Below are 25,315 nucleotides of genomic sequence, written 5' to 3' on the forward strand. Positions count from 1 at the left end.
ACTATGTCTCAGGCTGAAAAACTGTATCACCGGGTCGTTTGTGGCGTATTACTGGTCATCCTCGCACTTCCGTTACTGGCGACATTGCTCTATGCCCTGTCCCGGGAATGGAGTGACACTATTATGCCGCAGGGGTTGACGCTGTCATGGTTTATTGAGCTTTGGCAGGACCCGCGTTTTCTGGCCGCGCTGGTTCACTCATTAGTCATCTGTCTCGGGGCATTAGTTTTCTCGTTACTGCTGGTACTGCCAGCGATGTTTGTGATTGCTTACTATTACCCCAGGCTGGATAGCATCATGGGTGTGTTGATACTAATGCCCTTTGCTGTGCCCCCGGTGGTTTCTTCGGTCGGCTTGTTGCAACTCTATTCCTCAGAGCCACTAATGCTGACCGGTACCCCCTGGATCCTGATTGGCTGTTATTTCACTATCGCGTTGCCTTTTATGTATCGCGCTATCGCTAACAATATGCAGTCAGTCAACCTTAAAGAACTGATGGATGCGGCACATCTGTTAGGTGCAGGGACTTTCCGTGCCGCGCTGTTTGTTGTGTTACCCAATCTGCGTAAAGGCGTGATGGTCGCGGTGCTCCTGTCCTTCTCCTTTCTGATAGGTGAGTTTGTATTCGCTAACCTGCTGACAGGCAACAGCTATGAAACTCTGCAGGTGTATCTCTACAACATGCGCAACGGCAGTGGTCATTTTACCAGTGCGTTAGTGATCTCCTATTTCACTGTTATTTTACTGGTCACCGGGGTGGCCAATCTGCTTAACCGTAAGTGAGGCTCTGTATGGCAACGCTGAATGTAAAAAAACTGAATAAGAGCTTTGGTACGACGTCTGTGTTCCGGGACATCAATTTTACGGCGAACGAAGGTGAATTTGTCACTTTACTGGGGCCGAGTGGTTGCGGGAAATCGACGTTATTACGTTGTCTGGCAGGGTTAACCCCGGTGGATAGCGGGGAGATTTTTTTAGCGAATAAAAATATCGTTAACCAGCCGGTTCAGCAGCGGGGAATTGGCATGGTGTTTCAGAGTTATGCCCTGTTTCCGAATATGACCGTCGAAAAAAACGTCGCTTTTGGACTGAAAATGCAAAAACTCCCCGCCACGGAGATCCGTCGGCGGGTTGCTGAGGCGCTGGAAATGGTCGAACTGAATGAGTTTGCCAATCGCTATCCTCATCAGTTGTCCGGTGGCCAGTGTCAGCGTGTGGCGCTGGCTCGCTCGCTGGTGACCCGACCGGCATTATTGTTACTGGACGAGCCGCTTTCTGCCCTGGATGCCCGTATCCGCCGTCATTTACGTGATCAAATCCGCCTGATCCAGAAAGAACTTAATCTGACGACTATTTTTGTCACTCATGACCAGGAAGAAGCTCTGACGCTATCGGATCGTATCGTTTTGATGAATAAAGGTAATATTGTACAAAACGGTGGGGCTGAAGAACTGTATACTCAACCGGCAGATTTGTTTGCTGCCGGATTTATAGGCAACTACAATTTACTCACGCCGGAACAGGCAACACGGTTAACCGGGCAGGTCTTCAGCGCTCATGTGGCTATCCGGCCGGAAACCTTGAGTTTCTGCCAGAGCGGTCAGGGGTTAGCCGCACGTATCCTGAGCAGCAGTTTGCTGGGAAATATCATCCGCTACCGGGTGGAGTGCCAGGGCATTGAATTATCAGTCGATATTCTCAATCGTCACGATGATGATCTCTATGCTGCCGGGCAGCGAATCGACTTACTGGTGGATGCTGGCACATTACGGAATGTTGCCTGAGACAGACGTCAGGCGATGTGATTCAGTAAGACGGAGGTGAAGGGCCTGAATGCGATAGCCTGTCCGGAGGAGATTGGCTCATTTTCGTCACCGGCGGAAATAGACAGGAAAAGGAGCAACCTTAGCGTGTTAACACTATTAAATTTACTTTCAGCGGTCGCATTACTGGTATGGGGCACACATATTGTCCGTACCGGGATTATGCGGGTTTACGGGGCGGATCTACGCCGGGTCATCAGCCGTAGTGTGGAAAAAAAGCCTCTGGCTTTTCTTGCCGGCATCGGTGTCACCGCTCTGGTACAAAGCAGTAACGCCACCACGTTACTGGTAACCTCTTTCGTGTCGCAAAATCTGATGGCACTGACCCCTGCGCTGGTGGTGGTGCTGGGGGCCGATGTCGGGACCGCCATTATGGCCCGGATCCTGACCTATGATCTGTCCTGGCTATCCCCCTTATTTATCTTTATCGGTGTCATTTTCTTTCTTAGCCGTAAACAGACCCGGCTCGGGCAAATCGGCCGAACCAGTATTGGCCTCGGGCTGATCTTACTGGCGCTGCAACTGATTGTGCAGGCGTCTCATCCCATCACTCAGGCCGCCGGGGTACAGGTGCTTTTTTCTTCACTGACCGGGGATATTCTGCTGGATGCGCTGGTCGGTGCCGTCTTTGCGATTGTCAGTTACTCCAGTCTGGCTGCTGTGTTAATCACCGCGACCCTGACCGCGACCGATGTTATCTCGTTTAAGGTGGCGTTGTGCCTGGTGATTGGTGCGAACCTGGGGAGCGGGTTACTGGCCATGATCAATAACAGCGGCTCGACGACAGCAGGAAAGCGGGTAGCGCTGGGTAGTCTGTTGTTTAAGCTGATCGGCTGCGTCATCATCCTGCCGTTTGTGAATCTGATTGCAAACGGGCTGTCGACCGTGCCGATGAGTAATTCCGAACTGGTGATCTCCTTCCATGTTTTCTATAACGTCATCCGGTGTGTCGCTCTGGTACCGTTCAGCGGCATGATGGCCGCATTGTGCCGGCGACTGATTGCCGATGATGTTGAGCATGATCTGCGTTTGCGCCCGAAACACCTGGATTACAGTATGCTGGATACCCCGGCATTGGCACTGGTGAATGCGGCCCGGGAAACCCTGCGTATCGGCGATGTGGTTGAGCAGATGCTGGAAACGCTGAATAAGGTATTGCAGGGTGAAGTGCGTGAAGAGCGCAATATCCGGCGGCTGGATGATGACGTGGATGTATTGTATACCGCGATAAAACTCTATCTGGCACAGATGCCGAAAGAAGATCTGGCGGCGGAAGATTCCCGGCGCTGGGCGGAGATTATCGATCTGGCGCTGAATCTTGAGCAGGCTGGCGATATTATTGAACGGATGTCCGCAGAAATTGCGGCGAAATCTCTGGCTGCCCACCGTCCGTTTTCTTCTGAAGGGGTGCTGGAGCTGGAATCGATGCAGGAACAACTGCTGAAAAACCTGCATCTGAGTATGTCGGTCTTTATTTCACGGGACATCACCACGGCAAAAAGGTTACGCCGGGCGAAACACCGTTTCCGCATCCTGAACCAGCGTTATTCACTGGCCCACGTCAATCGTCTGCATCAGCAGAATGTGCAGAGTATCGAAACCAGTTCGCTGCATCTCGGATTGCTGGGGGATATGAAACGGCTGAACTCGCTTTTCTGTTCTGTGGCTTACAGTGTGCTGGAACAGCCGGAAGAAAATGACCTCCGCGACTGATCCGGATGCCGGACGTGCCGGCATCCCTGGTTTTAGTCTTTGCGTGTAATCGGTTTGCCTGACCAGTAACCCGACAGTAAAGAGCCGGAAAAGTTATGCCAGACGGAAAATAAAGCGCCGGGTAATGCGGCGACCGGGGTGAAATAGAGTTTGCCCAGGGTCGCCGCCAGTCCTGAATTCTGCATACCCACTTCCAGTGCCAGCGTCCTGCAGGTCGATTCATCAAATCCGAACAGCTTACCGCCGAAATATCCTCCCAGCAGACCAATGGCGTTATGCAGGATCACGGCGGCAATCACCACCAATCCCACAGAGCCGATAAACGCCCGGCTGCCTGCCACCACGGCACTGATGATCAGCAGAATACAGACCATCGAAAACGCGGGCAGATAAGGCTCTGCTTTCTTTACCAGGCGCGTCGCGCTGTGATGCACTATCAGGCCCAGGCCAATCGGGATCAGAACGATTTCTATAATGCTCCAGAGCATGCCGGCAATATCGACCTGAATATGTGTATCCACATACAGCCGGGTCAGCAGCGGAGTCGCTACGACACCGACCAGGGCGGAAACAGACGAAATGGTCACCGAGAGTGCCACATCGCCTTTGGCAAGATAAATCATGACATTAGACGCCGTACCACTGGCCACACTGCCGACCAGGATCATCCCTGCCGCCAGATCCGGGGGCATATGGAACAGCTTCGCCAGCCCCCAGGCCGCCAGTGGCATCACAAAATAGTGTAAAAATGTGCCGGCCAGTACGGGGGCCGGGCGGGTGATCACACGCTTAAAGTCATCAATACTCAGCGTCACACCCATGGCGAACATAATCAGCATCAGTAATTCACTGACCCAGGGACCGATAGGCAGAAACAGGCCGGGTGAAAAATAAGCCACCACAGAAAGCAGAATAGCCCAGAGGGGGAACAGACGGGTGATGTTGGCGAGCATAGCCGGGAGTCCTTATAATTTTAACGTTACTTTTTTATCATGAGCAGGATTGCCACAGAAAAATGCCTCCGGGTGCATTCAGGAAGGCAAAATTTATCATAACATTTCGATCTGAATGCAACAGGGACATCACAGAACTTCGCCGGATGTGCTTTGAAAAACAGGAAAACCAGAGGATTATCAGGCCATTCAGGGCAGGAATAGCCTGTCTTAAGGGAAGACGGACAGACTGCAGTGGATCATTGCTGTCCGTCCGTCGGCGGCTTAGCCGAAAAGATGTTTATGCAGGGTACGAACGACGTCTTCTGCTTCGTCCGACGGGATCAGGAAACACAAGTTATGGCTGCTGGCACCATAGCAAATCAGGCGCAGGCTGAACGGATCCAGAACGCCGAATACCTCTTTACCCATTCCGGTGGCTTCTGCCAGGTGGTTGCCTATCAGGGCTACCAGAGACAGGTTTTCCTCGACTTCCACACGACAGAGTGATGAAAGCTCAGTGAGTAATCCCTGGGTCAGCAGACTGCCTTTAGACGAGGTAGAACCGGTCGTATCCAGCGTTAATGCCACACTGACTTCGGAAGTCGTGATCAGGTCGACCGAAATATTATGACGGGCCAGAATGGCAAACACCTCGGCGAGAAAACCCCGCGCATGCAGCATATTCAGGCTGTGAAGGGTTAACAGCGTCTGGCTGCGGCGTAACGTCACGGCCCGGAACTGAGGCTGATGCCGTGTCTGGTTATCGACCAGCGTTCCGCCGGCTTCCGGGGTTTTACTTGACCCGACGAAGACCGGAATATCATTGCGTACTGCCGGGATCAGCGTGGCCGGATGCAGCACTTTTGCGCCGAACGTCGCCATTTCAGCGGCTTCTTCAAAGGTAATTTCATCGATACGCACGGCCTCAGGCACGATGCGGGGGTCGGTGGTATAAATTCCGGGCACATCCGTCCAGATATCGATGCGGCGTGCCTGTAAGGCTTCACCGAGTAATGCGGCGGTATAATCACTGCCGCCCCGGCCGAGGGTCGTCGTCAGGCCGTTTTCTTCACAGCCAATAAAGCCCTGGGTTATCACCAGAGAATCATTGACCAGGGGCACGAGCAGGGACTGAGCAAGCTCCGCCAGTGTGGCAATATTGGGTTCGGCACGCCCGAAATGATTATTGGTTTTCATGACCTTGCGGACATCAAACCACTGCGCGGGCACATCGCGCTCGCGTAAAATTTCGGTAAACAGCAGGGTGGACAGTAACTCGCCGTGACTGACTATTTCATCGGTCAGTTCTGCACAAGGGGAGTGGGTGGCTTTTGCCGCCAGCAAAGCGACATTTTCAATGATACGTTCGATTTCAGTGTGGATCACTGCGGCCGATCGCAGGCGATTGGCAATGGCATACTGTATTTGACCGAGGTTTTTCAGTAAATGCTGACGTTCGTCGTCAGGTTGGCCTTCGGCCAGAGAAACCAGCAGGTTAGTGACGCCGGCAGAAGCTGAAAGAACGACAACTTTTACGTCGGGCCGGGACAGGACAATATCAGCGCTACGATTCATTGCTTCATAATCAGCAACGCTGGTTCCGCCAAATTTAGCAACGATTAATGCGGATTGGGACATGCAAATACAACCTCGAGTCAGGGTCTTAATTCAGGCTTGACACAAGGGTGAGCGGATACAGGCAGACCGGTGCAGCATTAAACAACGAGTCAGCCAGAAGCGCCCCACCTTGTGAAACATTCATCACGAACGCTACGCTACGGTGACAACCCAGAGGATTCAGCCCCTGTGGTCGGCATAACAAACACTCCGCATGTTTGTTGCCTCGGCGCCGCTCCCCCTGATATGCCGTCACCGGATACGGATCCTCTGACATACTGCCTGGGCGGCGCGCCTCTTCTGGTCTACGCATCAATACGTAAGAACTTCTTTAGAAATATCGTGTAATGGGCTGACTGTCAACGGCTATCGGCCTGAATCTCCTCATTTTTTACCAATGCAATCAGCGTGCAAGGCAGCTCCGGCGGTTGACCCGTGCCTATCGGCGTCAGCTTTTTCTCTTCATTCAGGCTGAATAAGGGAATAACCCCATGATTTTTATTGAGATAATCCTCCCAGCCGAAGTTTTCATTCAGTCGGGTCGCTTTTATCGTCGCTCCGGCAGAAATTAAGCGGCTGAGATGGCCAAAGGTATACTCCGGACTGAACAGGGTTTCCTGTCGGCGGAAGCGGCTGCTTTCCCTGTCATGCTTACCACGGACACTCTGGGTATTACCTGAACGCACGGCAGAGACCTTGTCTTTACCGAGAATGTGACTGAAATGATAGACCGCCAGCGCATTCTGGTGCCGGTTTGACGACATGGCCAGTACCCGTGACGTCATGTTCAGGTCCAGATAGTTTTCCGCATGTTCTGACCAGGCATAGCCATAGTAAGCCGTCAGGCCATCCATCCGCGCCTGACGATAATTTTCCCAGCCATTATCGGTCAGTTGTACCGCTAACCCCTGTTTCTGTAACGCCTGTGCCAGAGCACGGGCAACACTGTTTGCCCCGATGATCAGCACGCCCCGCGGCTGTTTTTTCTGCACCTGTAGCCAGCGGGCGATCGGCAGACTGGTCAGACTCTGTAGCACCACGGTACCAATAATGATGGCAAAAACGACCGTGACTAAGCGATCTGCACCGGGATAGCCATTTTTGGCCAGGGTCAGCGCAAATAACGAACTGACGGCTGCGGCGACAATACCGCGGGGGGCAATCCAGCACAGCAATAACCGGTCGCGCCAGCTCAGAGAAGAACCGGTCGTTGAGGCGGTAATACAGAGTGGTCGTGCAACAAACTGTACTATCAGCAGCACACCGACTAACGGCCAGCCCATGCCGGTTAAGGCATGGATATCCAGACGAGCCGCCAGGATGATAAATAACCCGGAAATCAGCAGGGCAGAAAGCTGTTCTTTAAACTCAATAATGTCCGTCAGGTCGACATCACGCATATTGGCCAGCCAGATCCCCATCACGGTGACCGTGAGCAGGCCGGATTCATCCGCCAGGGCATTCGATAAACCAAAGGCACCCAGCATCATAGCCAGTACGGCAAAGTTCTGCAGGTAGCCAGGCAGCCAGACTTTACGCAGTGCCAGACCGACGATCCACCCGGCAACAATGCCGGCGATTAACCCGACACCTGCCGTTTTTCCGAGTGTCATGAACAGGTGTGAATAGGATCCAGCCTGCTGATGCAGCACAATAAATTCAAACACCAGCAGGGTAAAAATCGCCCCGACCGGGTCGATAATAATCCCCTCCCAGCGCAACACCTGATTGATGGTATTCTTCGGCCGCACCACCCGCATTAACGGGGCGATAACGGTCGGACCGGTCACGACCGTAACGGCCCCGACCAGTGCAGACAATTCGGCCGAAAAGTGCAACAGCAGATGGCAGGCGATACTGATGACCAGAAAGGTAATCAGCATACCGACGGTCACCAGGTTGCGTACCACGCCGCCCAGCCCGCGAATTTCACTGAACCTCAGGGTTAGCGCACCTTCGAACAAAATGATGGCCACTGATAGTGATACTAAGGGAAATAACAAATTACCGAACAGTAAATCCGGTTGTAGTATATGAGTCGCAGGCCCGAGCAGGACCCCGAAAATCAGTAACGGCAGAATGGCGGGAAGTCGCAGTAACCATGCCAGCCATTGGGCTGCCAGTGAACTGAGACCTATAATAACCAATAATAGCGGGGGCGATAACGCCATAAACGTTTTCCTTTCAACAGCAAGAGTCGTCATACTGGGGGTAATCATCCGTCGTGCTGGCTGGTAAATGCAAGCGACGTCGGGGTTTCTGTTTAATCATAGCTTCACTTTGTGGCAATGTATGGCCAGGGTCAGCCTGGCACAAGTGAAGCGTTGTCAAAGCCAGATTCTGAATTCATTAATCAATAAGAGTGTTGTTATGAAAAATATCAATCCGACACAAACTGATGCATGGAAGGCGTTACAACAGCATTTCTCTGACATGAAAGCGGTGAGTATTGCTGATTTGTTTGCCCGTGACCCGCAACGTTTCTCAAAATTTTCCGCCACGTTCGATGATCAGCTGCTGGTGGACTATTCAAAAAACCGTATCACCGGCGAAACGCTGGACAAATTACTGGCGCTGGCAAAAGAAACTGACCTGGATGGCGCGATTGCCGCCATGTTTGCGGCCGAAAAAATTAACCGCACCGAAGATCGCGCCGTTCTGCACATCGCATTGCGTAATCGCAGTAATACGCCAATCCTGCTGGATGGCAAAGATGTGATGCCGGAAGTCAACGCGGTATTGGCAAAAATGAAAAGCTTCTCTGAACGCATTATCAGCGGAGAGTGGAAAGGTTACACCGGTAAGGCGATCACGGATGTGGTGAACATTGGTATCGGCGGGTCCGACCTGGGGCCACTGATGGTCACAGAGGCACTGCGTCCTTACAAAAACCATCTCAACATGCATTTTGTCTCCAATGTCGATGGTACGCACATTGCGGAGACCCTGAAAACGCTGAACCCTGAGACAACGTTATTCCTGGTGGCGTCAAAAACCTTTACCACTCAGGAAACCATGACCAACGCGCACAGTGCCCGTGACTGGTTCCTGGCCAGTGCCGGGGATGAAAAGCATGTCGCCAGCCACTTTGCAGCGCTGTCGACTAACGCCAAGTCGGTCGGTGAATTCGGTATCGATACCGCTAACATGTTTGAGTTCTGGGACTGGGTCGGCGGTCGTTATTCACTGTGGTCGGCGATTGGTCTGTCGATTGTCCTGTCTGTCGGCTATGACAACTTTGAAAAACTGCTGGCAGGTGCCCATGCGATGGATAAGCACTTTGCAGAAACCCCGGCAGAAAAGAATATCCCTGTGCTGCTGGCACTGATCGGTATCTGGTATAACAATTTCTTTGGTACCGAAACCGAAGCGATTCTGCCTTATGATCAGTATATGCACCGTTTTGCGGCCTACTTCCAGCAGGGGAATATGGAATCTAACGGTAAGTACGTTGACCGTGAAGGTCATGCGGTAGATTACCAGACAGGACCGATTATCTGGGGTGAACCAGGCACCAACGGCCAGCATGCGTTTTATCAGCTGATCCATCAGGGGACAAAGACTATCCCTTGTGACTTTATCGCCCCGGCGGTGAGCCATAATGCGTTAAGCGATCACCACCCGAAATTACTGTCTAACTTCTTTGCGCAGACGGAAGCTCTGGCCTTCGGGAAATCCCGTGATGAGGTAGAAAAAGAGTTCGCCGATGCCGGTAAAGCGCCTCAGGACGTGGCCCATATCGTGCCGTTTAAAGTATTTGAAGGTAACCGCCCGACGAACTCCCTGCTGCTGCGTGAAATTACCCCGTATTCACTGGGAGCGCTGATTGCGCTGTATGAACATAAGATCTTCACTCAGGGCGCTATCCTGAACATTTTCAGTTTTGATCAGTGGGGTGTGGAACTTGGTAAGCAACTGGCGAACCGTATTCTGCCTGAACTGAGCGGAAACGAAGATGTCACCAGTCATGACAGTTCGACCAATGGCCTGATTAATCGTTATAAAAACTGGCGTTAAGTGACGCAGATGCGAAACAGGAAGCGGCCGCAGGGCCGCTTTTTTTGTTCCTGCGGCCGTGCCGCGGATTCATTATTGTGATATTAATTACTCTATCGCAGTAATGATTCTCGCTGACCGAAAATTTTTATGGCTATGTAATGATGAGTGACTTTGTCGTGTGACGGGGCAAGCGGCGGGACGGAATCTCTCAGGATTTCGCTCATACAGCCAATCATCAGCAGGTAAGATTGACGTATCATCGTTGTAAAAGAACCGTCCGATATGGACGGTTCTTTATATCTGCCGATCAATTCCTGCCAGGTAAGGCAGGTGTTCTGATATATCCTGTCAGACTATCTCTTACAAGGACGGTGACTTACCACCCCCCTGCAAAGCCAACACCAAGCGCGCTGTTATGAGATGAGTCCAGGGACATATTCACTCTGACCGCAGTTCTTTCTGAGGTTCTCACCTGAACACCCCCGGCAATAGCCTGTCCGTTACTGTAAGTACCTGCACCAACACCATACGATACGTGATAGTTATTCAGATAAGGAATAGACGCAATTGCGGTTACTCCGGCAATACCAGCATTTAATCGATTATTAGTCTTATTAATTTCGTTATTTAACCTTTTAAAATTCTCATTATTTTGTGAATTTACTGAAGAAATCTGGCTGTTCGTATAAGTATTAGCCGAATTCAGTGTTTTATCAGCTGTATTATCCGTGTACTCATTAGCGGATTTCAGAGTGCTTTTGGCTGAGTTATCCGTGTACGTATTAGCCGAGTTCAGGGTACTTTTCGCTGAGTTATCCGTGTACGTATTGGCCGATTTCAGCGTATTTTTGGCTGAGTTATCTGTGTACGTATTGGCCGAGCTCAGGGTACTTTTCGCCGAGCTGTCTGTGTACGTATTGGCGGACTTCAGGGTATTTTTCGCTGAGTTATCCGTGTACGTATTAGCCGAGTTCAGGGTACTTTTGGCTGAGTTATCCGTGTACGTATTAGCCGAGTTCAGGGTACTTTTCGCTGAATTATCTGTGTACGTATTGGCAGAGTCCAGCGTATTTTTGGCTGAATTATCTGTGTACGTATTGGCAGAGTTCAGGGTACTTTTGGCTGAGTTATCTGTGTACGTATTGGCAGAGTCCAGCGTATTTTTGGCTGAATTATCTGTGTACGTATTGGCAGAGTTCAGCGTGTTTTTGGCTGAACTGTCTGTGTACGTATTGGCAGAGTTCAGCGTGTTTTTGGCTGAACTGTCTGTGTACGTATTGGCAGAGTCCAGCGTATTTTTGGCTGAACTGTCTGTGTACGTATTGGCAGAGTTCAGCGTGTTTTTGGCTGAACTGTCTGTGTACGTATTGGCAGAGTCCAGCGTATTTTTGGCTGAACTGTCTGTGTACGTATTGGCAGAGTTCAGCGTGTTTTTGGCTGAGCTGTCTGTGTACGTATTGGCAGAGCTCAGGGTACTTTTCGCTGAGTTATCCGTGTACGTATTGGCAGAACTCAGGGTACTTTTCGCTGAGTTATCTGTGTACGTATTAGCAGAGTCCAGCGTATTTTTGGCTGAATTATCTGTGTACGTATTGGCCGCGCTCAGCGTTTTTTCTGCGGAGCTATCCGTGTAGGTATTGGCCGCGCTTAACGTTTTTTCTGCGGAGCTATCAGTATAGGAATTCGCTGCGCTTAACGTGCTGGCAGCCTTTTCATTTAACTGAGTGACATTCACAGCATCAGTATCTGCAGTCCCCGCAGCGACATTGGTAACCTGACGTTCACTCCCCGAGCTACCCACAGATACCGTATTAGCACGATCAGCCACTGAATTTGAACCTAATGCGACCGATTGAGCTGCACTGGCGGTACTCCCGGAACCAATAGCAGTGGAGCTTGTCGTGCTGGCCGTCGAGTTGGAACCAATCGCAGTCGCCTGGGATCCTGTTGCATTGGCTCTGAAACCGTTTGCAACCGCATTATTTGCGGTAGCAGACGATGCAGCACCGGTGGCTGTGCTATTTGTCCCGCTAGCGATACTGCTGGCACCTGTAGCGGTACTTCCCTGCGATGTCGCTTTACTCGCATATCCGGTCGCAAGGCTATTGTCGCCGGATGCATTGCTCTTATTACCCATAGCTACGCTGTTAAGGCCACTTGCAGTACTTGCCTGTCCTGTCGCTGTACTTGACTGTCCAGTGGCTGAGCTTGCCTGACCGGTTGCAGTACTGCTTGAACCACTGGCTGTACTCGATTGCCCTGTGGCGGTGCTGGAGTATCCGGTCGCGTTACTATTTTGTCCGGTTGCAGTGCTGTTAGTGCCATTGGCTACGCTGGAATCTCCGGTAGCCGTATTGCCTGTGCTATCTGCATAGGCAACATTCATAGAGAAAGATAAAAGGCTAAGAACAAGCAGTGATAACTTATTTTTCTTATACATAAGATAATCCGGTTATGACCAAACGAAGGTCGTAGTGAAATAAAATAGATGAGCGGCATCACATGGGAAGCTAAGAAATAACCCGGTATGCCCTCATCATCATTGAGTGTGAAATTTTAGTTTTTAGATTTTTATTGATTATTGGTGCTAATTTTTTCAGGAGGAATGTAACAAAATAAAAACAATTTAACAATTGGCTTGGCCTATTAAATTCCTGTCATTGATAGGTGTTTGTTGTTTTTGGTGATTTTTTTTGCATAATTATATTTAATGTATGTGCGAGGGCGTCCACGAAATTTCTTGTTTTACGAATAGTTAATTAAGCACCTTCACTGCGTTACAGGCATGCTCATGCTCCTGGCTTAGGATAATCTCTGATTTCACAGATAAGATTCTTTAACTGATATGATATTGAAAAGAGCATCACAATCCGACAGGGTCAGAGAGGAGAGTTTGGTGATAGAAGATATAAATAATACAATGAAATGAAATAGTATAAGCTGCCTGGTATCACTATCAGTTGTCGCATTATGCACTCTCCGGAGTACGGTATTCAGAGGACAGAATGGAAAGCACAAATAAGGTCGTTAAATCCACCGTGGCTAGCCTGATTGCTGCAGTATTGCAGTGGGTATTAAATATTGGTCTGATTATTCTGGCCGTTATTCTGGCGATTTTCTTAGGCAAAGAAACATTGCACCTGGCCAATGTGCTGTTTCATACGGGAGAAGAGTCATCCTCGTATCTGCTGATTGAAGGCATCGTGATTTACTTCCTGTACTTCGAGTTTATTGCGCTGATCGTGAAATATTTCCAGTCAGGCTTCCATTTTCCGCTGCGCTATTTTATTTATATCGGCATCACCGCCATCATTCGTTTAATCATTGTTGACCATAAAGATCCGCTGGATACGTTATTCTACTCCGGTTCGATCCTGATTCTGGTCGCTACCTTATGGCTGGCCAATACGAAACGGCTGAAGCGGGAATAAGCCGGTTCGTCCTGTCGCCCCGGCAGGCCGGACTTCCGGGGCTTTACACAGAACACCCTGCTTCATTCGCATGAGTCTGGTATAGTTCAGCCCTGACATGCGCTGTGTTTATTTCCGGCAGCGCAGAGGGTTATTAACCGGTTTTCTGAGAGTAACAATGTCTGCACAGGAATTGCGCAAGCTGTATCAGTTGCAGTGGCTACCGCTGTCTTCTCCGAAACTCACTCCTGAGTTATCTGACTGGCTGTCAGAAGAAACGTCGATGACAGTCCGTCTGGAACGTTATTGTCGCGAACTGACGGTGAAAGTGGTCAGAGAAGGTTTTGTCGGCAGGCAGGCGTTACTCGGACATGAATCCGGGTATTCCGGTTTTGATAACGAGACCCGATTCTGGTTACGCGAAGTGATTCTGTACGGAGATGGTCATCCCTGGCTGGCCGGGCGAACTATTTTACCGGAAGATACCCTGAGCGGGCCGGAAAAATCCCTGATGAGTCTTGGTGAGTCCCCGCTGGGACGTTACCTGTTTTCCTCTCCCTTACTGAGCCGGGATTTTATTGTCCCGGGGTACAGCGGCTCTCTCCGGGGACGGTATTCATTGTTACGGCTCTCAGGCAAACCTCTGATACTCACAGAAATGTTTTTACCACATTCACCACCGTATACACCCCGGGCGAAAGGATAACAAACCCCGTGCAGGACACCATAAAACTCACCAAATTCCAGGCCTATCAGCGCCTGATGCGTATCGATAAACCCATAGGAACACTGTTGCTGCTCTGGCCGACGCTCTGGGCTTTGTGGCTCTCGGGAAGGACATTGCCTCCTTTTAAGGTTCTGGTCGTCTTTGTGCTGGGCGTGATTGTGATGCGTGCCGCAGGTTGCGTGATCAATGATTATGCTGACCGGAAAGTCGATGGCCATGTAGAGCGTACGCGTCAGCGCCCGTTACCTGCCGGGCTTATCAGCGAACGTGAAGCGAAAGGTCTGTTTGTGGCACTGGTACTGGTGGCATTTCTGTTGGTGCTTACCATGAGTGGTATGACCATCCTGCTTTCGGTGGGCGGCATCCTGCTGGCCAGTGCTTATCCTTTTATGAAACGCTACACCCATCTGCCGCAGGTGGTGCTGGGGGCGGCTTTTGGCTGGGCCATCCCGATGGCATGGATGGCAGTGAGTGGGGACTTACCTCTTTCCTGCTGGCTGGTATTCCTGGCGAATGTTTGCTGGACAGTGGCCTACGATACCTTCTATGCCATGGTGGATCGCGATGATGACCTTAAAATCGGGGTGAAGTCGACCGCGATCCTGTTCGGGAAATATGATTGCCTGATTATTGGCGGGCTGCAGGTGGCGACTCTGGCGCTGCTGGCCGTGACGGGTCGGTTATTGCACCTGAATGGCTGCTATTATCTGTCGTTACTGGTCGCCGCTGGCTTCTTTATCTATCAGCAACGTCTGGCTATCGGTCGGGAGCGTCAGGCCTGTTTCCGCGCCTTCCTGAATAACAATTATGTCGGACTGGTGATTTTTGTCGGTGTGGTACTCAGCACACTGCCTTTTATTAATCTGATGTAAGCGTCATCGTCTGGCGGTAAAAAAAAGGGCGTTCCTCAGGAACGCCCTTTTTTAGTGGACAGGGATCAGGCTGAAGGTTCCGCCTCAGACTCAATAGCATTCTCAATCGTCTGGCGAACATCGCGGGTCGTCAGATCCAGCAATATCTGACGCATTCCCCGGGTTTTCTCCGGTTCCGCATCATCTTTATCACGGATATAGCCTTCATCACGCAGAGTGAGTACTAACCCCGTGAATACTGCCTTGTCGAAGAACTCCGGCGCATTTATCCCGTGAAGTACGGATAAACGTTGTGCCAGAGTACGGCTTTCTTTCTCAAGCGTTCCGCGGTTAATCGTCGGTTTGGCATTGAGGATCGCAAAGGTGATCGCGTAGCGTTGCAGCGTCTCCCGTACCCCTGCGGCCAGTAAGCCGAGCACCCGATGGCGTGCCGGCTGAACAGAATAGTGTTCACCGTCCTGAGTGATCAGTGACTGGTTCACCAGCTCTCCGCACAGGCGGTCCAGCACTTCCGGTAACTGCTCTTTATCCCAGCGAAGGAATAATTCACTCCTGAGCATCGGATAAATCAGGGAGACCTGACGCAATAACTCTTCTTTATGCAGCGTGCCGTGTTGCTGAATAATGGCAGCAATCAGGGATGGCATCACCAGCAGGTGCAGAATGTTATTGCGGTAGTAGGTCATCAGCACCGCCTGCTCTTTCGGCAGAATAATAATGTCGCCAATATTATCCTGTTCGGTGGTGAACTTATTCATGCTCATCGCATGGTCAAGCAGGTCTTCAACGCTCATATCCGGCACAGTACTGCCTTCAGAGTACGGAACATTACGCAATAAACCGGTATAACACCTCAGTTGATCAAGCAATTGTTCGCGTGTCAGGGAACGCTGTGGTGACGCCAGTAATGCCGTCACACACAGGTTCATGGCATTGGCAGCACCGGCGTTATTGATACGGACCATAATCTGCTGTGCGACATCATTGACGACCGGGGTCATCCATGCCGGACGCTGTGATTCTATCGGGTCGATAGAATCACGCCATTCCGGGACATGGGTATTCAGGTAATTGACCAGCGGCAGTGGTTCGCCGAAGTTCACATAGCCCTGACCCAGGTTACGCAGCTTGCGTAGCCCGCGCAGCATCTGCAGCAGACTCTCTTTCTCTTTGGTCGCACCGCGCAGTTCTTTGGCGTAAGTGGCCACTTCCATCACATGCTCGTAACCAATATAGATAGGTACCAGTGTGATAGGACGATTCCCTCCGCGTAACATCGCCTGCAGTGTCATCGTCAGTGTGCCGGTTTTCGGGTCGAGCAGACGCCCGGTACGGGAACGGCCGCCTTCGACAAAATATTCTACCGAGTAGCCACGGCTGAACAGTTCACCCAGATATTCACGGAAAACGGTGGAATAGAGCTTATTGCCTTTAAACGTCCGTCGGATGAAGAACGCGCCCAGGTGACGGAAAATCGGACCGGCAGGCCAGAAGTTCAGGTTGATGCCGGCCGCGATATGCGGTGGTACCAGCCCCTGATGATAAAGGACATAAGAGAGCAGCAGATAATCCATATGACTGCGGTGGCAGGGCACATAGACCAGCTCGTGGCCGTCCTGAGCTAACTGACGGATACGTTCGCCACCACTGACATTGATCCCTTTATACAAGCGACTCCACAACCAGCCCATCACGCGGTCGGTGATACGGATAGCTTCGTAGGTGAAATCAGCCGCAATCTCTTCCATCATGGCTACTGCATTTTTCCGGGCCATCTCGATAGAGATTTTCTTACTGCGGGCCTCGTCTTCAACGGCTTTCGCAATCGCTTTGGATTGCAGCAGCTTGTTGAACAGATCCTGGCGGGCCGGTAGACGCGGACCGACAGCAGCCAGACGCTGGCGGGAAAAATGAATATGAGCTACCCGGGAAAGCTTCTGAGCAATCGACTGGTCGGTACCGTGTTCATCGGCCATCTGGCGTAAGGACATTTTCGGGGAGAAGCGGATAAAGCTATCCCGCCCCAGCCAGAGGATGGCACAGAATTTCTGTAATCCGTTGAGTTCACGCAGTAATGGTGTCTGCGTCCCCTGAGTTTCCTTGCCTGGCGCCCGGCCAAACATTACCGACACCGGCACCAGTTGAACATCCAGCGCCGGATTATTCCTGTGCAGATCCAGATAATCGTGGAAAATTTTCACGGTTTCCTGGTTCGGAGTGAAATAAGGCAATAACCGCGGGCCGTCATGAATAAAGACATGACGCGGTAGCAAACTGCCGTCGATTTCCAGAGGTTCTAAAGGGTCCGGCAGATCATGCTTCAGGCATTCGGTACGAAGTGCCAGCAGATCTGCTTTGGAATCATAGGGAAATACATAGATAATAGGGCGGGTAGGGTCCAGACCGAGTTCGGCCACAGGATCACCCGGGATCACCTTGCTCTTTACCAGCAAAGATAATGGAATACTTAGTAATTTATAATAAAGTTTACGCCAGCCTGACATAGATAAATCCGGAGCCTCTTTTGATAGCAAAGCGGCGCAATCATACCAGAAACTGCAAAGAAGATCTGTGACCAGGTGCAGTATTGAAAATTAACAGGAGAGCGGGCGAATGGCAGGAAGGACAACGGGATGGCGGCGTCTGGTGAAGGCGAGCGGCTATTCATGGCAGGGGTTGCGGGCTGCCTGGCAGCATGAGGCGGCCTTCCGGCAGGAAACCGTGGTGGCTATCGTGGCCATCGTCATTGCCGGCTGGCTGGATGTGGATACGGTTTCACGTATTCTGCTGATTGGCTCGGTGGTGCTGATTATGATCGTTGAAATTATCAACAGTGCGATAGAGGCCGTGGTCGATCGGCTGGGCCCGGAAATACACCCCTTATCCGGACGGGCGAAAGACCTGGGATCGGCCGCGGTATTACTGGCGATCCTGCTTGCGGTGTTTGTCTGGGGAAGTGTGCTCTGGCAATGGTGGTCACTGGCGGGATAATGACCGACAGTTGTTTGTTTTATGACGGTTTTTGGTTTTCATTTCCGAAAGACCTGTATATACTCACAGCGACTGTATAAACAACCAGGGGGCGGGATGAAAGCATTAACCAGCAGGCAGCAGCAGGTCTATGACCTGATTCGCGACCATATTCAACAGACGGGTATGCCGCCGACACGTGCGGAAATTGCTGCCCGCCTCGGTTTTCGCTCCCCGAATGCGGCAGAAGAACATCTGAAAGCCCTGGCACGTAAAGGTGTCATTGAGATTGTCTCCGGAGCCTCACGCGGTATCCGCCTGCTGATGGAAGAAGAAACGCCGGAAGGTCTGCCTCTGATTGGCCGGGTGGCTGCGGGCGAACCTCTGCTGGCCCAGCAACATATTGAAAGCCACTATCAGGTCGATCCCGGGCTGTTTAAGCCGGGGGCTGATTTTCTGCTACGTGTCAGCGGGATGTCGATGAAAGATATCGGTATCCTGGACGGAGACCTGCTGGCGGTTCATAAAACCCAGGATGTCCGTAACGGGCAGGTTGTGGTGGCCAGAATCGATGACGAAGTGACCGTGAAACGCTGGAAAAAACAGGGGAATACGGTACAGTTATTGCCTGAGAACAGCGAATTTTCTCCGATTGTGGTGGATGTCCGCGAACAGAACCTGACGGTGGAAGGGCTGGCCGTGGGTGTTATTCGTAACGGAGAATGGCTGTAACTGACGGGCGATTGTCCGTCAGCCGGTGACCGGCAGAGAGTCACTCCGGTCGCTAAGATTGACCCCGCACCCTAATACACTACGCTGAGTTGCTTCTGCGGCTATCAGCGTTCGTCCGCCGGTCACCTTTTCCCCGTCCGGCGGAGACACTGTGCTCTGTCAGGAAAATCCATGTCCTTTTTGAATACCACCGACAAAAAACTCTGGCGACTGGCATTACCGATGGTGTTATCCAATATTACGGTTCCGTTACTGGGACTGGTGGATACCGCGGTGATCGGGCATCTGGACAGTGCTATCTACCTGGGCGGTGTTGCCATCGGTACTACGGTCACCAGCTTCCTGTTTATGCTGCTGCTTTTCCTGCGTATGAGTACGACGGGGATGACGGCTCAGGCATGGGGATCCGGAAATTCAGCCGCCCTTGCCAGGGCACTGGCTCAGCCACTGATCATCAGTCTGGTGGCCGGGCTCATCTTTATTGTGGTGCGTGACCCGGTCAGCCAGCTGGCCAGCGGAGTGATCGGCGGTGATGCGGATACGCTGGAACAGGCTCGTGTGTTTATCCGTATGCGCTGGCTCAGTGCGCCAGCGACCTTTGCGAATCTGGTGCTCCTTGGCTGGCTGCTGGGCGTTCAGTATGCCAGGGCTCCGGTGATCCTGCTGGTGGCCGGTAACCTGGTCAATATTCTGCTGGAAGTATGGTTTGTTCTGCACCTGCATCTGGGTGTCCGGGGGGCAGCGGCGGCCACAGTGATCTCTGAATATGTCTCGCTGCTGGTCGGTGTTCTGCTGGTGTTGCAGGTATTTCGTCGGCGCAAGATATCGGTACGTTTACTGCTGGAGGGCTGGCGTGGCGATATTAAACGTTTGCTGGGCCTGAACCGCGATATTCTCCTGCGGACGTTACTGTTGCAGGTCTGCTTTGCTTCCCTGACTCTTATCGGTGCCCGGATGGGAGCACAGGTCGTTGCGGTGAATGCACTGCTGATGATGTTTCTTACGTTTACCGCCTATGCACTGGATGGATTTGCCTATGCGGTGGAGGCGGTGTCCGGAGAAGCCTACGGGGCGCGTGAAGCCGGAAAACTGCATGAAGTCTGGCGCGCCTCCTGCCGTCAGGCAGGCATTGTCGCACTGCTCTTTTCGCTGGTGTATGCGCTGGCCGGGCAGTACATCATTGCGATGATGACCTCACTGCCTTCCCTTCGCCATCTGGCGGATCACTACCTGATCTGGCAGGTTATTCTGCCTCTGGCAGGCGTCGGCGGGTATTTACTGGATGGTTTGTTTATCGGTGCCACGCGCGGACGGGAAATGCGTAACAGTATGGCGATTGCCGCGGCAGGGTATGGCCTGACATTGTGCAGCGTTCCCTGGCTGGGTAATCACGGCCTCTGGCTGGCGCTCTGTGTCTTTATGCTATTGCGGGGGATCACGCTTTGGCACTGCTGGCAGCAACATCAGCGCAGGGGAACCTGGTTTGATCACTGACCCTTCACTGAACTCACGGGGAGTTAGCGGCCTGCCCGTTTTTTAACTTCGCTGCTGTGATCATGCTGGCACTGCTCCTGATTATCACAGGCCGCGATCTCTGCACATTTCACACACAAGCCATGGGCTTCAATCACACTGTGGCGCAGAACAAAACCCGCCTGCTTTGCCTGGGTGACAATCAGATGTTCCACCCCTTCAGCATGACGTTCGCTCACCGAAGCACAGTTATCGCAGACCAGCATCACAGAGGTATGAGACGGGTGTTCAAAGTGCGGACACACCACATAGCTGTTATTGGATGCCACCCGGTGAATAAACCCCTGTTCCAGCAGAAAATCCAGCGCACGATAGACTGTCGGTGGCTTGGCCTGTGGCTCGCTGATCCGCAGTTTATCCAGCAGGTCATAGGCGCTGATCGCACCTTGTTCTTCGGCCATCAGACGTAACACTTCTGCGCGCTGGGGTGTCATACGTACCCCACGTTTCAGGCAGAGGCTCTGCGCCTCGGCAAGGATCTGAGCGGGAAGTTGCTGTTGCATGATGGCTTTCTCCAACGAATAATCTGCGGTAACGGGCTATCTTAGCATGGCTGGCGCGTTAATGCTGATCCTCTATGGCGGAGGGCGGCGGGCGACATTCGCTGCCTGCAGGTTGCCTTTACTTCGTGGCCCGGGGGGAAGCTTTGCGGTCACCCCCGAACTGCCGTTTTTCTATGCTATAGTAGCGCATGATTTTGTCCCTTTTTTCAGTCCTTCCTGCCACTCCCGGGTGATGACGGGGGCTGTTTTACCTGATGATATGAAGAAAAATGCACGAAAATAAAGAAACCTCTTACCCGCACCCGACCTCTCAACCGCAGGCCGCAACGCCTGAATATCCGGCCGGACGTTTTTCCGTCGCGCCGATGCTCGACTGGACCGATCGTCATTGCCGTTATTTCCACCGTAAACTGACCGGTCAAACGTTGCTGTATACTGAAATGGTGACAACAGGTGCGATCATTCATGGTAAAGGTGATTACCTGGCGTATAACGACGCGGAACATCCGGTGGCGTTACAGCTGGGAGGCAGTGATCCTGCGGCTCTGGCACAATGCGCCAGGCTGGCTGAACAACGGGGCTATGATGAAATCAACCTGAACGTGGGCTGTCCGTCTGACAGGGTGCAGAATGGTCGTTTCGGAGCCTGTCTGATGGGGGAAGCGGCATTAGTCGCAGACTGTATTAAGGCGATGCGTGATGTGGTTTCGGTGCCGGTCACCGTGAAAACCCGTATCGGTATTGATGAGCAGGACAGCTACGCGTTCCTGTGCGACTTTATCCGTACCGTGGCGGAGAAGGGCGGATGCGAGTCTTTCACTATCCATGCCCGTAAAGCCTGGTTGTCGGGCCTGAGTCCGAAAGAAAACCGTGAGGTTCCGCCGCTGGATTACCCGCGTGTTTATCAGTTAAAGCGTGATTTCCCGCACCTGACGATGGCGATTAACGGGGGAGTCAAAACCCTGGAAGAAGCCAAAGCTCACCTGCAACATGTGGACGGGGTGATGATGGGGCGTGAAGCCTACCAGAACCCGGGGATCCTCGCGCAGGTGGATAATGAGATTTTCGGCAGCACGTCGGCCAGCCCGGATCCGTTTGACGTCGTACGCTCAATGTACCCGTATATTGAAGCAGAACTGAGCCAGGGCACGTATCTTGGACACATTACCCGCCATATGCTGGGACTGTTTCAGGGGATCCCGGGGGCCCGTCAATGGCGCCGGCACCTGAGCGAAAATGCGCATAAAGCCGGAGCCGATGTCCGTGTGGTAGAGCAGGCCCTGTCACTGGTGGCCTCCCGCTAAGTCGTATGCCGGGGAGAGCCCCCGGCAATGCCATACCGCGAATTACGCCAATTCCTGGTTTTTTTCACCTCTTCCGGCAGCAACATTATTTTCAATATTTTGTTGTTATTCATGCGGTTAACAGGATGGCATGATCCTTGTATCTGTCATAGCAGACGCGTTAATCGCTAACGCATTATTCTGCGGTGAAAGAGGTCTCATGGAAGTCTTATTTGTTATCGGTTTTTTTGTGGTGTTGTTACTGACCGGCGTTTCAGTGATCGGAGTACTGGTCGCGTTATTTGCCGGTGCAGTGTTGCTGATGTTCTCCGGTTTCTTATTGCTGGCGATGAAGCTGCTGCCCTGGTTGCTGCTGGCGGTCGCGGTCGCCTGGATTTATCAGACAGTTATTGCGCCGAAATCATCACCTCCGGCCACGCGTCGCTTTGATAAGACCATGGCTAAAATTGACCGGATGAACCGGCGCGGCTAACCGGCGGTAAGGGGTGAGGCACAGTTTCTGACGTCAGAGTTCGGAAATGTGAATTACCCCGTATTTCCGGCAGACAAGTTCTGCGATGATAGCAGCGTATTTCGGCGAAAAGCTGACGCTCTGTCCCTACACCAGTGCGAAAAATAAAAAAACAGGGCTTTCTACGGGAAGCCCTTTTCTATGCACCAAACGACATCAGGGGATGAGCAGGCAGGAGCCTTGGGTGGCACGGCTTTCCAGTTGCTGATGGGCAAGAGCGGCGTCTTTCAGAGCAAACTTCTGGTGCTCCGGGACCTCCGTTTTAATGGCTCCGCTGGCCAGCAGAGTAAAGAGCTCGTGGCTTGCAGCATCCAGTTCCTCCGGCGTGGTAATGTAACCAAACAACGATGGACGGGTGACAAACAGGGAGCCTTTGCGGGTGAGGATCCCGAGGTCAACCCCGGTTACCGGGCCGGAGGCATTGCCGAAGCTGACCATCAGCCCGCGGCGTTGCAGACAATCCAGTGAGGCTTGCCAGGTGTCTTTACCGACCGAATCATAGACGACCGGCACTTTTTTACCGTCCGTCAGTTCGCTCAGGCGGGCGGCAATATCTTCCTCGCGGTAGTTAATCGTCGCCCAGGCCCCTGCCTGGCGTGCAGCGTCTGCTTTTTCTGCTGACCCGACAGTTCCTATCAGCTTCGCTCCCAGCGCTTTTGCCCACTGACAGGCAATCAGCCCGACGCCCCCGGCAGCGGCATGAAACAGAAAGGTTTCTCCGGCCTTAATCTGATAGGTCTGGCGCAACAGATACTGGACCGTCAGCCCTTTCAGGAAAGAGGCTGCGGCCTGCTCAAACGAAATGGCCTCCGGCAGGATCGCCAGCCTGTCTTCGTGAACAATATGGCTTTCACTGTAGGCTCCGGCCGCTGACAGCGCATAGACTACCCGATCGCCCGGCGAAACCCGGCGGACGGCCCGGCCGGTGCGCACCACAATACCGGCGGCTTCGGTACCGAGACCTGCGGGCAGGGAAGGCGGAGGATAAAGTCCGCTACGAAAATAGGTATCGATGTAATTGATACCTATTGCCTTATTTTCCACCACGACCTCATGATCGCCTGGTTCCGGCGATGTAAATGAAGTCCACTCCAGAACTTCCGGCCCGCCGTGGCGGCGATACTGGATCCGGTTTGGCATAGCAGCTCCTTGAAATCATCTTGTTTGCCGGGGACAGGGCGACAATTCGGGTAAAAAAAAAGTATACTGTGACGCCCCTTGTTTAACACTGGTAATGACATTCACTATGGCAGGAAATACACCCGCGAACAAATCCAACGAATCCCGTGATCGTCAGCTGGAAGGCGTGAAGATGCCGCCCCATTCTGTCGAGGCAGAGCAGTCCGTTCTGGGGGGATTAATGCTGGACAATGAGCGCTGGGACAATGTTTCCGAGCGTGTGGTTGCCGGCGATTTCTACAGCAGACCTCACCGGCTGATTTTCTCCGAGATGCAGCGTTTGCTGGAACTCGGTCAGCCCATCGATCTGATCACCCTGTCAGAATCCCTGGAAACCCGCGGAGAGCTGGAGCTTGTCGGGGGGTTCGCCTATCTGGCGGAGCTGGCTAAGAATACCCCGAGTGCGGCGAATATCGGTGCCTATGCGGATATCGTGCGCGAGCGTGCCGTCGTCCGTGAAATGATCTCAGTGGCGAATGAGATAGCGGATGCCGGGTACGATCCTCAGGGACGTAATAGTGAAGATCTGCTGGATCTGGCGGAATCCAGCGTGTTTAAAATCGCCGAAAAGCGGGCAAATAAAGAAGACGGTCCGCAAAATATTGAGCAGGTTCTGGAAGCGACCATCAACCGTATCGAATCACTGGTCGGCACACCCCATGACGGTGTGACCGGCATTGATACCGGTTATCAGGATCTGAATAAGAAAACCGCTGGCCTGCAGGGATCCGATCTGATCATTGTCGCCGCCCGTCCTTCGATGGGTAAGACGACGTTTGCCATGAACCTGTGTGAAAATGCGGCAATGATGCAGGATAAGCCGGTACTGATTTTCAGTCTGGAAATGCCCAGTGAGCAGCTGATGATGCGTATGCTGGCCTCTCTGTCCCGGGTCGACCAGACGCGTATCCGTACCGGCCAGCTGGATGATGAGGACTGGTCGCGTATTTCCGGCGCCATGGGCATTCTGCTGGAAAAGAAAAACATGTATATCGATGACTCTTCCGGCCTGACACCGACAGAGGTTCGTTCCCGTGCCCGACGAATTTTCCGTGAAAATGGCGGCCTGAGCATGATAATGATCGATTACCTGCAACTGATGCGGGTACCTTCATTGTCTGATAACCGTACCCTGGAAATCGCCGAAATCTCCCGATCACTGAAAGCGCTGGCAAAAGAGCTGAATGTGCCAGTGGTTGCTCTTTCTCAGTTAAACCGTTCACTGGAACAACGTGCCGATAAACGACCGGTCAACTCGGATTTGCGTGAATCCGGATCCATTGAGCAGGATGCGGACCTGATCATGTTTATCTACCGGGATGAGGTCTACCACGAAAACAGCGACCTGAAAGGGATTGCTGAAATCATTCTGGGTAAACAGCGTAATGGCCCGATCGGTACCGTCCGTCTGACATTTAATGGTCAATGGTCGCGGTTTGATAACTATGCCGGCCCGCAGTACGACGACGAATAACGGCCTGAGCAGC

Annotated in this window: 21 protein-coding genes and 1 riboswitch; of the genes, 14 read left to right on the forward strand and 7 right to left on the reverse strand. The window is 52.3% G+C overall.

Annotation, left to right across the window (positions count from 1 at the left end):
* Positions 1-3 precede the first annotated feature (3 nt).
* The 3 genes from CG67_RS00105 to CG67_RS00115 all read left to right on the forward strand — a co-directional run bounded on the left by CG67_RS00105 (position 4) and on the right by CG67_RS00115 (position 3,536).
* Entirely contained in the window at positions 4-783 is a 780-nt protein-coding gene (locus CG67_RS00105; RefSeq protein WP_025900945.1) for an ABC transporter permease, read from the forward strand.
* Positions 784-791: 8 nt separating this feature from the next.
* Positions 792-1,784, forward strand: coding sequence for an ABC transporter ATP-binding protein (locus CG67_RS00110; protein ID WP_025900946.1), 993 nt, complete (start codon positions 792-794; stop codon positions 1,782-1,784).
* A gap of 126 nt (positions 1,785-1,910) precedes the next feature.
* On the forward strand, positions 1,911-3,536 hold the full coding sequence (locus CG67_RS00115) for a Na/Pi cotransporter family protein (protein WP_025900947.1): 1,626 nt from the start codon (positions 1,911-1,913) through the stop codon (positions 3,534-3,536).
* Between the two features lie 32 nt (positions 3,537-3,568).
* On the opposite strand, the gene CG67_RS00120 is transcribed toward CG67_RS00115, so the two are convergent.
* The 3 genes from CG67_RS00120 to CG67_RS00130 all read right to left on the reverse strand — a co-directional run bounded on the left by CG67_RS00120 (position 3,569) and on the right by CG67_RS00130 (position 8,259).
* Positions 3,569-4,489 carry a bile acid:sodium symporter family protein gene (locus CG67_RS00120; RefSeq protein ID WP_025900948.1) on the reverse strand — a complete coding sequence of 307 codons (921 nt, stop codon included), beginning with the start codon at positions 4,487-4,489 and terminating at the stop codon, positions 3,569-3,571.
* A 264-nt stretch (positions 4,490-4,753) separates the two neighbouring features.
* Entirely contained in the window at positions 4,754-6,109 is a 1,356-nt protein-coding gene (gene lysC / locus CG67_RS00125; protein ID WP_025900949.1) for a lysine-sensitive aspartokinase 3, read from the reverse strand.
* 89 nt (positions 6,110-6,198) lie between these two features.
* A riboswitch (Lysine riboswitch) is annotated at positions 6,199-6,396 on the reverse strand.
* A 51-nt stretch (positions 6,397-6,447) separates the two neighbouring features.
* Complete coding sequence (locus CG67_RS00130) at positions 6,448-8,259, reverse strand: sodium:proton antiporter (protein WP_025900950.1); 1,812 nt, start codon at positions 8,257-8,259, stop codon at positions 6,448-6,450.
* Positions 8,260-8,458: 199 nt separating this feature from the next.
* Here CG67_RS00130 and pgi point away from each other — a divergent pair, with 199 nt between their 5' ends.
* Complete coding sequence (gene pgi / locus CG67_RS00135) at positions 8,459-10,105, forward strand: glucose-6-phosphate isomerase (protein WP_025900951.1); 1,647 nt, start codon at positions 8,459-8,461, stop codon at positions 10,103-10,105.
* Between the two features lie 358 nt (positions 10,106-10,463).
* On the opposite strand, the gene CG67_RS00140 is transcribed toward pgi, so the two are convergent.
* Positions 10,464-12,527, reverse strand: a complete 2,064-nt coding sequence (locus CG67_RS00140) for a YadA family autotransporter adhesin (RefSeq protein ID WP_025900952.1) — start codon at positions 12,525-12,527, stop codon at positions 10,464-10,466.
* A gap of 565 nt (positions 12,528-13,092) precedes the next feature.
* Between CG67_RS00140 and psiE the strand changes: the two genes are divergently transcribed.
* The 3 genes from psiE to ubiA all read left to right on the forward strand — a co-directional run bounded on the left by psiE (position 13,093) and on the right by ubiA (position 15,096).
* On the forward strand, positions 13,093-13,518 hold the full coding sequence (gene psiE, locus CG67_RS00145) for a phosphate-starvation-inducible protein PsiE (RefSeq protein ID WP_025900953.1): 426 nt from the start codon (positions 13,093-13,095) through the stop codon (positions 13,516-13,518).
* 157 nt (positions 13,519-13,675) lie between these two features.
* Entirely contained in the window at positions 13,676-14,203 is a 528-nt protein-coding gene (ubiC, locus tag CG67_RS00150; RefSeq protein WP_025900954.1) for a chorismate lyase, read from the forward strand.
* A gap of 8 nt (positions 14,204-14,211) precedes the next feature.
* A complete protein-coding gene (ubiA, locus tag CG67_RS00155) occupies positions 14,212-15,096 on the forward strand; it encodes a 4-hydroxybenzoate octaprenyltransferase (protein WP_025900955.1) in 885 nt (294 codons plus the stop codon).
* A 65-nt stretch (positions 15,097-15,161) separates the two neighbouring features.
* Here ubiA and plsB read toward each other — a convergent pair whose 3' ends face one another.
* The gene (plsB, locus tag CG67_RS00160) at positions 15,162-17,600 is read right to left on the reverse strand and encodes a glycerol-3-phosphate 1-O-acyltransferase PlsB (RefSeq protein ID WP_025900956.1); all 2,439 of its coding nucleotides are present in this window, start codon (positions 17,598-17,600) and stop codon (positions 15,162-15,164) included.
* A gap of 109 nt (positions 17,601-17,709) precedes the next feature.
* On the opposite strand from plsB, the gene CG67_RS00165 reads away from it, so the two are divergent.
* The 3 genes from CG67_RS00165 (at position 17,710) to dinF (ending at position 20,292) form a co-directional block, all read left to right on the forward strand.
* The gene (locus CG67_RS00165; RefSeq protein WP_025900957.1) at positions 17,710-18,087 is read left to right on the forward strand and encodes a diacylglycerol kinase; all 378 of its coding nucleotides are present in this window, start codon (positions 17,710-17,712) and stop codon (positions 18,085-18,087) included.
* 96 nt (positions 18,088-18,183) lie between these two features.
* Positions 18,184-18,798 carry a transcriptional repressor LexA gene (lexA, locus tag CG67_RS00170; RefSeq protein WP_025900958.1) on the forward strand — a complete coding sequence of 205 codons (615 nt, stop codon included), beginning with the start codon at positions 18,184-18,186 and terminating at the stop codon, positions 18,796-18,798.
* A gap of 171 nt (positions 18,799-18,969) precedes the next feature.
* Complete coding sequence (gene dinF, locus CG67_RS00175) at positions 18,970-20,292, forward strand: MATE family efflux transporter DinF (RefSeq protein ID WP_025900959.1); 1,323 nt, start codon at positions 18,970-18,972, stop codon at positions 20,290-20,292.
* A 23-nt stretch (positions 20,293-20,315) separates the two neighbouring features.
* Here the strand turns inward: dinF and zur are convergent, their stop codons facing one another.
* Entirely contained in the window at positions 20,316-20,834 is a 519-nt protein-coding gene (gene zur, locus CG67_RS00180; RefSeq protein WP_025900960.1) for a zinc uptake transcriptional repressor Zur, read from the reverse strand.
* 46 nt (positions 20,835-20,880) lie between these two features.
* On the opposite strand from zur, the gene CG67_RS00185 reads away from it, so the two are divergent.
* The 3 genes from CG67_RS00185 to pspG all read left to right on the forward strand — a co-directional run bounded on the left by CG67_RS00185 (position 20,881) and on the right by pspG (position 22,610).
* Positions 20,881-21,117, forward strand: a complete 237-nt coding sequence (locus CG67_RS00185; RefSeq protein WP_152975017.1) for a hypothetical protein — start codon at positions 20,881-20,883, stop codon at positions 21,115-21,117.
* The gene (gene dusA / locus CG67_RS00190; RefSeq protein ID WP_025900962.1) at positions 21,104-22,138 is read left to right on the forward strand and encodes a tRNA dihydrouridine(20/20a) synthase DusA; all 1,035 of its coding nucleotides are present in this window, start codon (positions 21,104-21,106) and stop codon (positions 22,136-22,138) included. The genes CG67_RS00185 and dusA overlap by 14 nt, the downstream gene beginning before the upstream one ends.
* A 199-nt stretch (positions 22,139-22,337) precedes the next feature.
* The gene (pspG, locus tag CG67_RS00195) at positions 22,338-22,610 is read left to right on the forward strand and encodes an envelope stress response protein PspG (protein ID WP_025900963.1); all 273 of its coding nucleotides are present in this window, start codon (positions 22,338-22,340) and stop codon (positions 22,608-22,610) included.
* 195 nt (positions 22,611-22,805) lie between these two features.
* On the opposite strand, the gene CG67_RS00200 is transcribed toward pspG, so the two are convergent.
* Complete coding sequence (locus CG67_RS00200; RefSeq protein ID WP_025900964.1) at positions 22,806-23,789, reverse strand: quinone oxidoreductase; 984 nt, start codon at positions 23,787-23,789, stop codon at positions 22,806-22,808.
* Between the two features lie 106 nt (positions 23,790-23,895).
* On the opposite strand from CG67_RS00200, the gene dnaB reads away from it, so the two are divergent.
* Entirely contained in the window at positions 23,896-25,302 is a 1,407-nt protein-coding gene (gene dnaB / locus CG67_RS00205; protein ID WP_025900965.1) for a replicative DNA helicase, read from the forward strand.
* Positions 25,303-25,315 lie beyond the last annotated feature (13 nt).

The sequence above is a fragment of the Tatumella sp. UCD-D_suzukii genome, from assembly GCF_000611875.2.
Lineage (GTDB): Bacteria > Pseudomonadota > Gammaproteobacteria > Enterobacterales > Enterobacteriaceae > Tatumella > Tatumella ptyseos.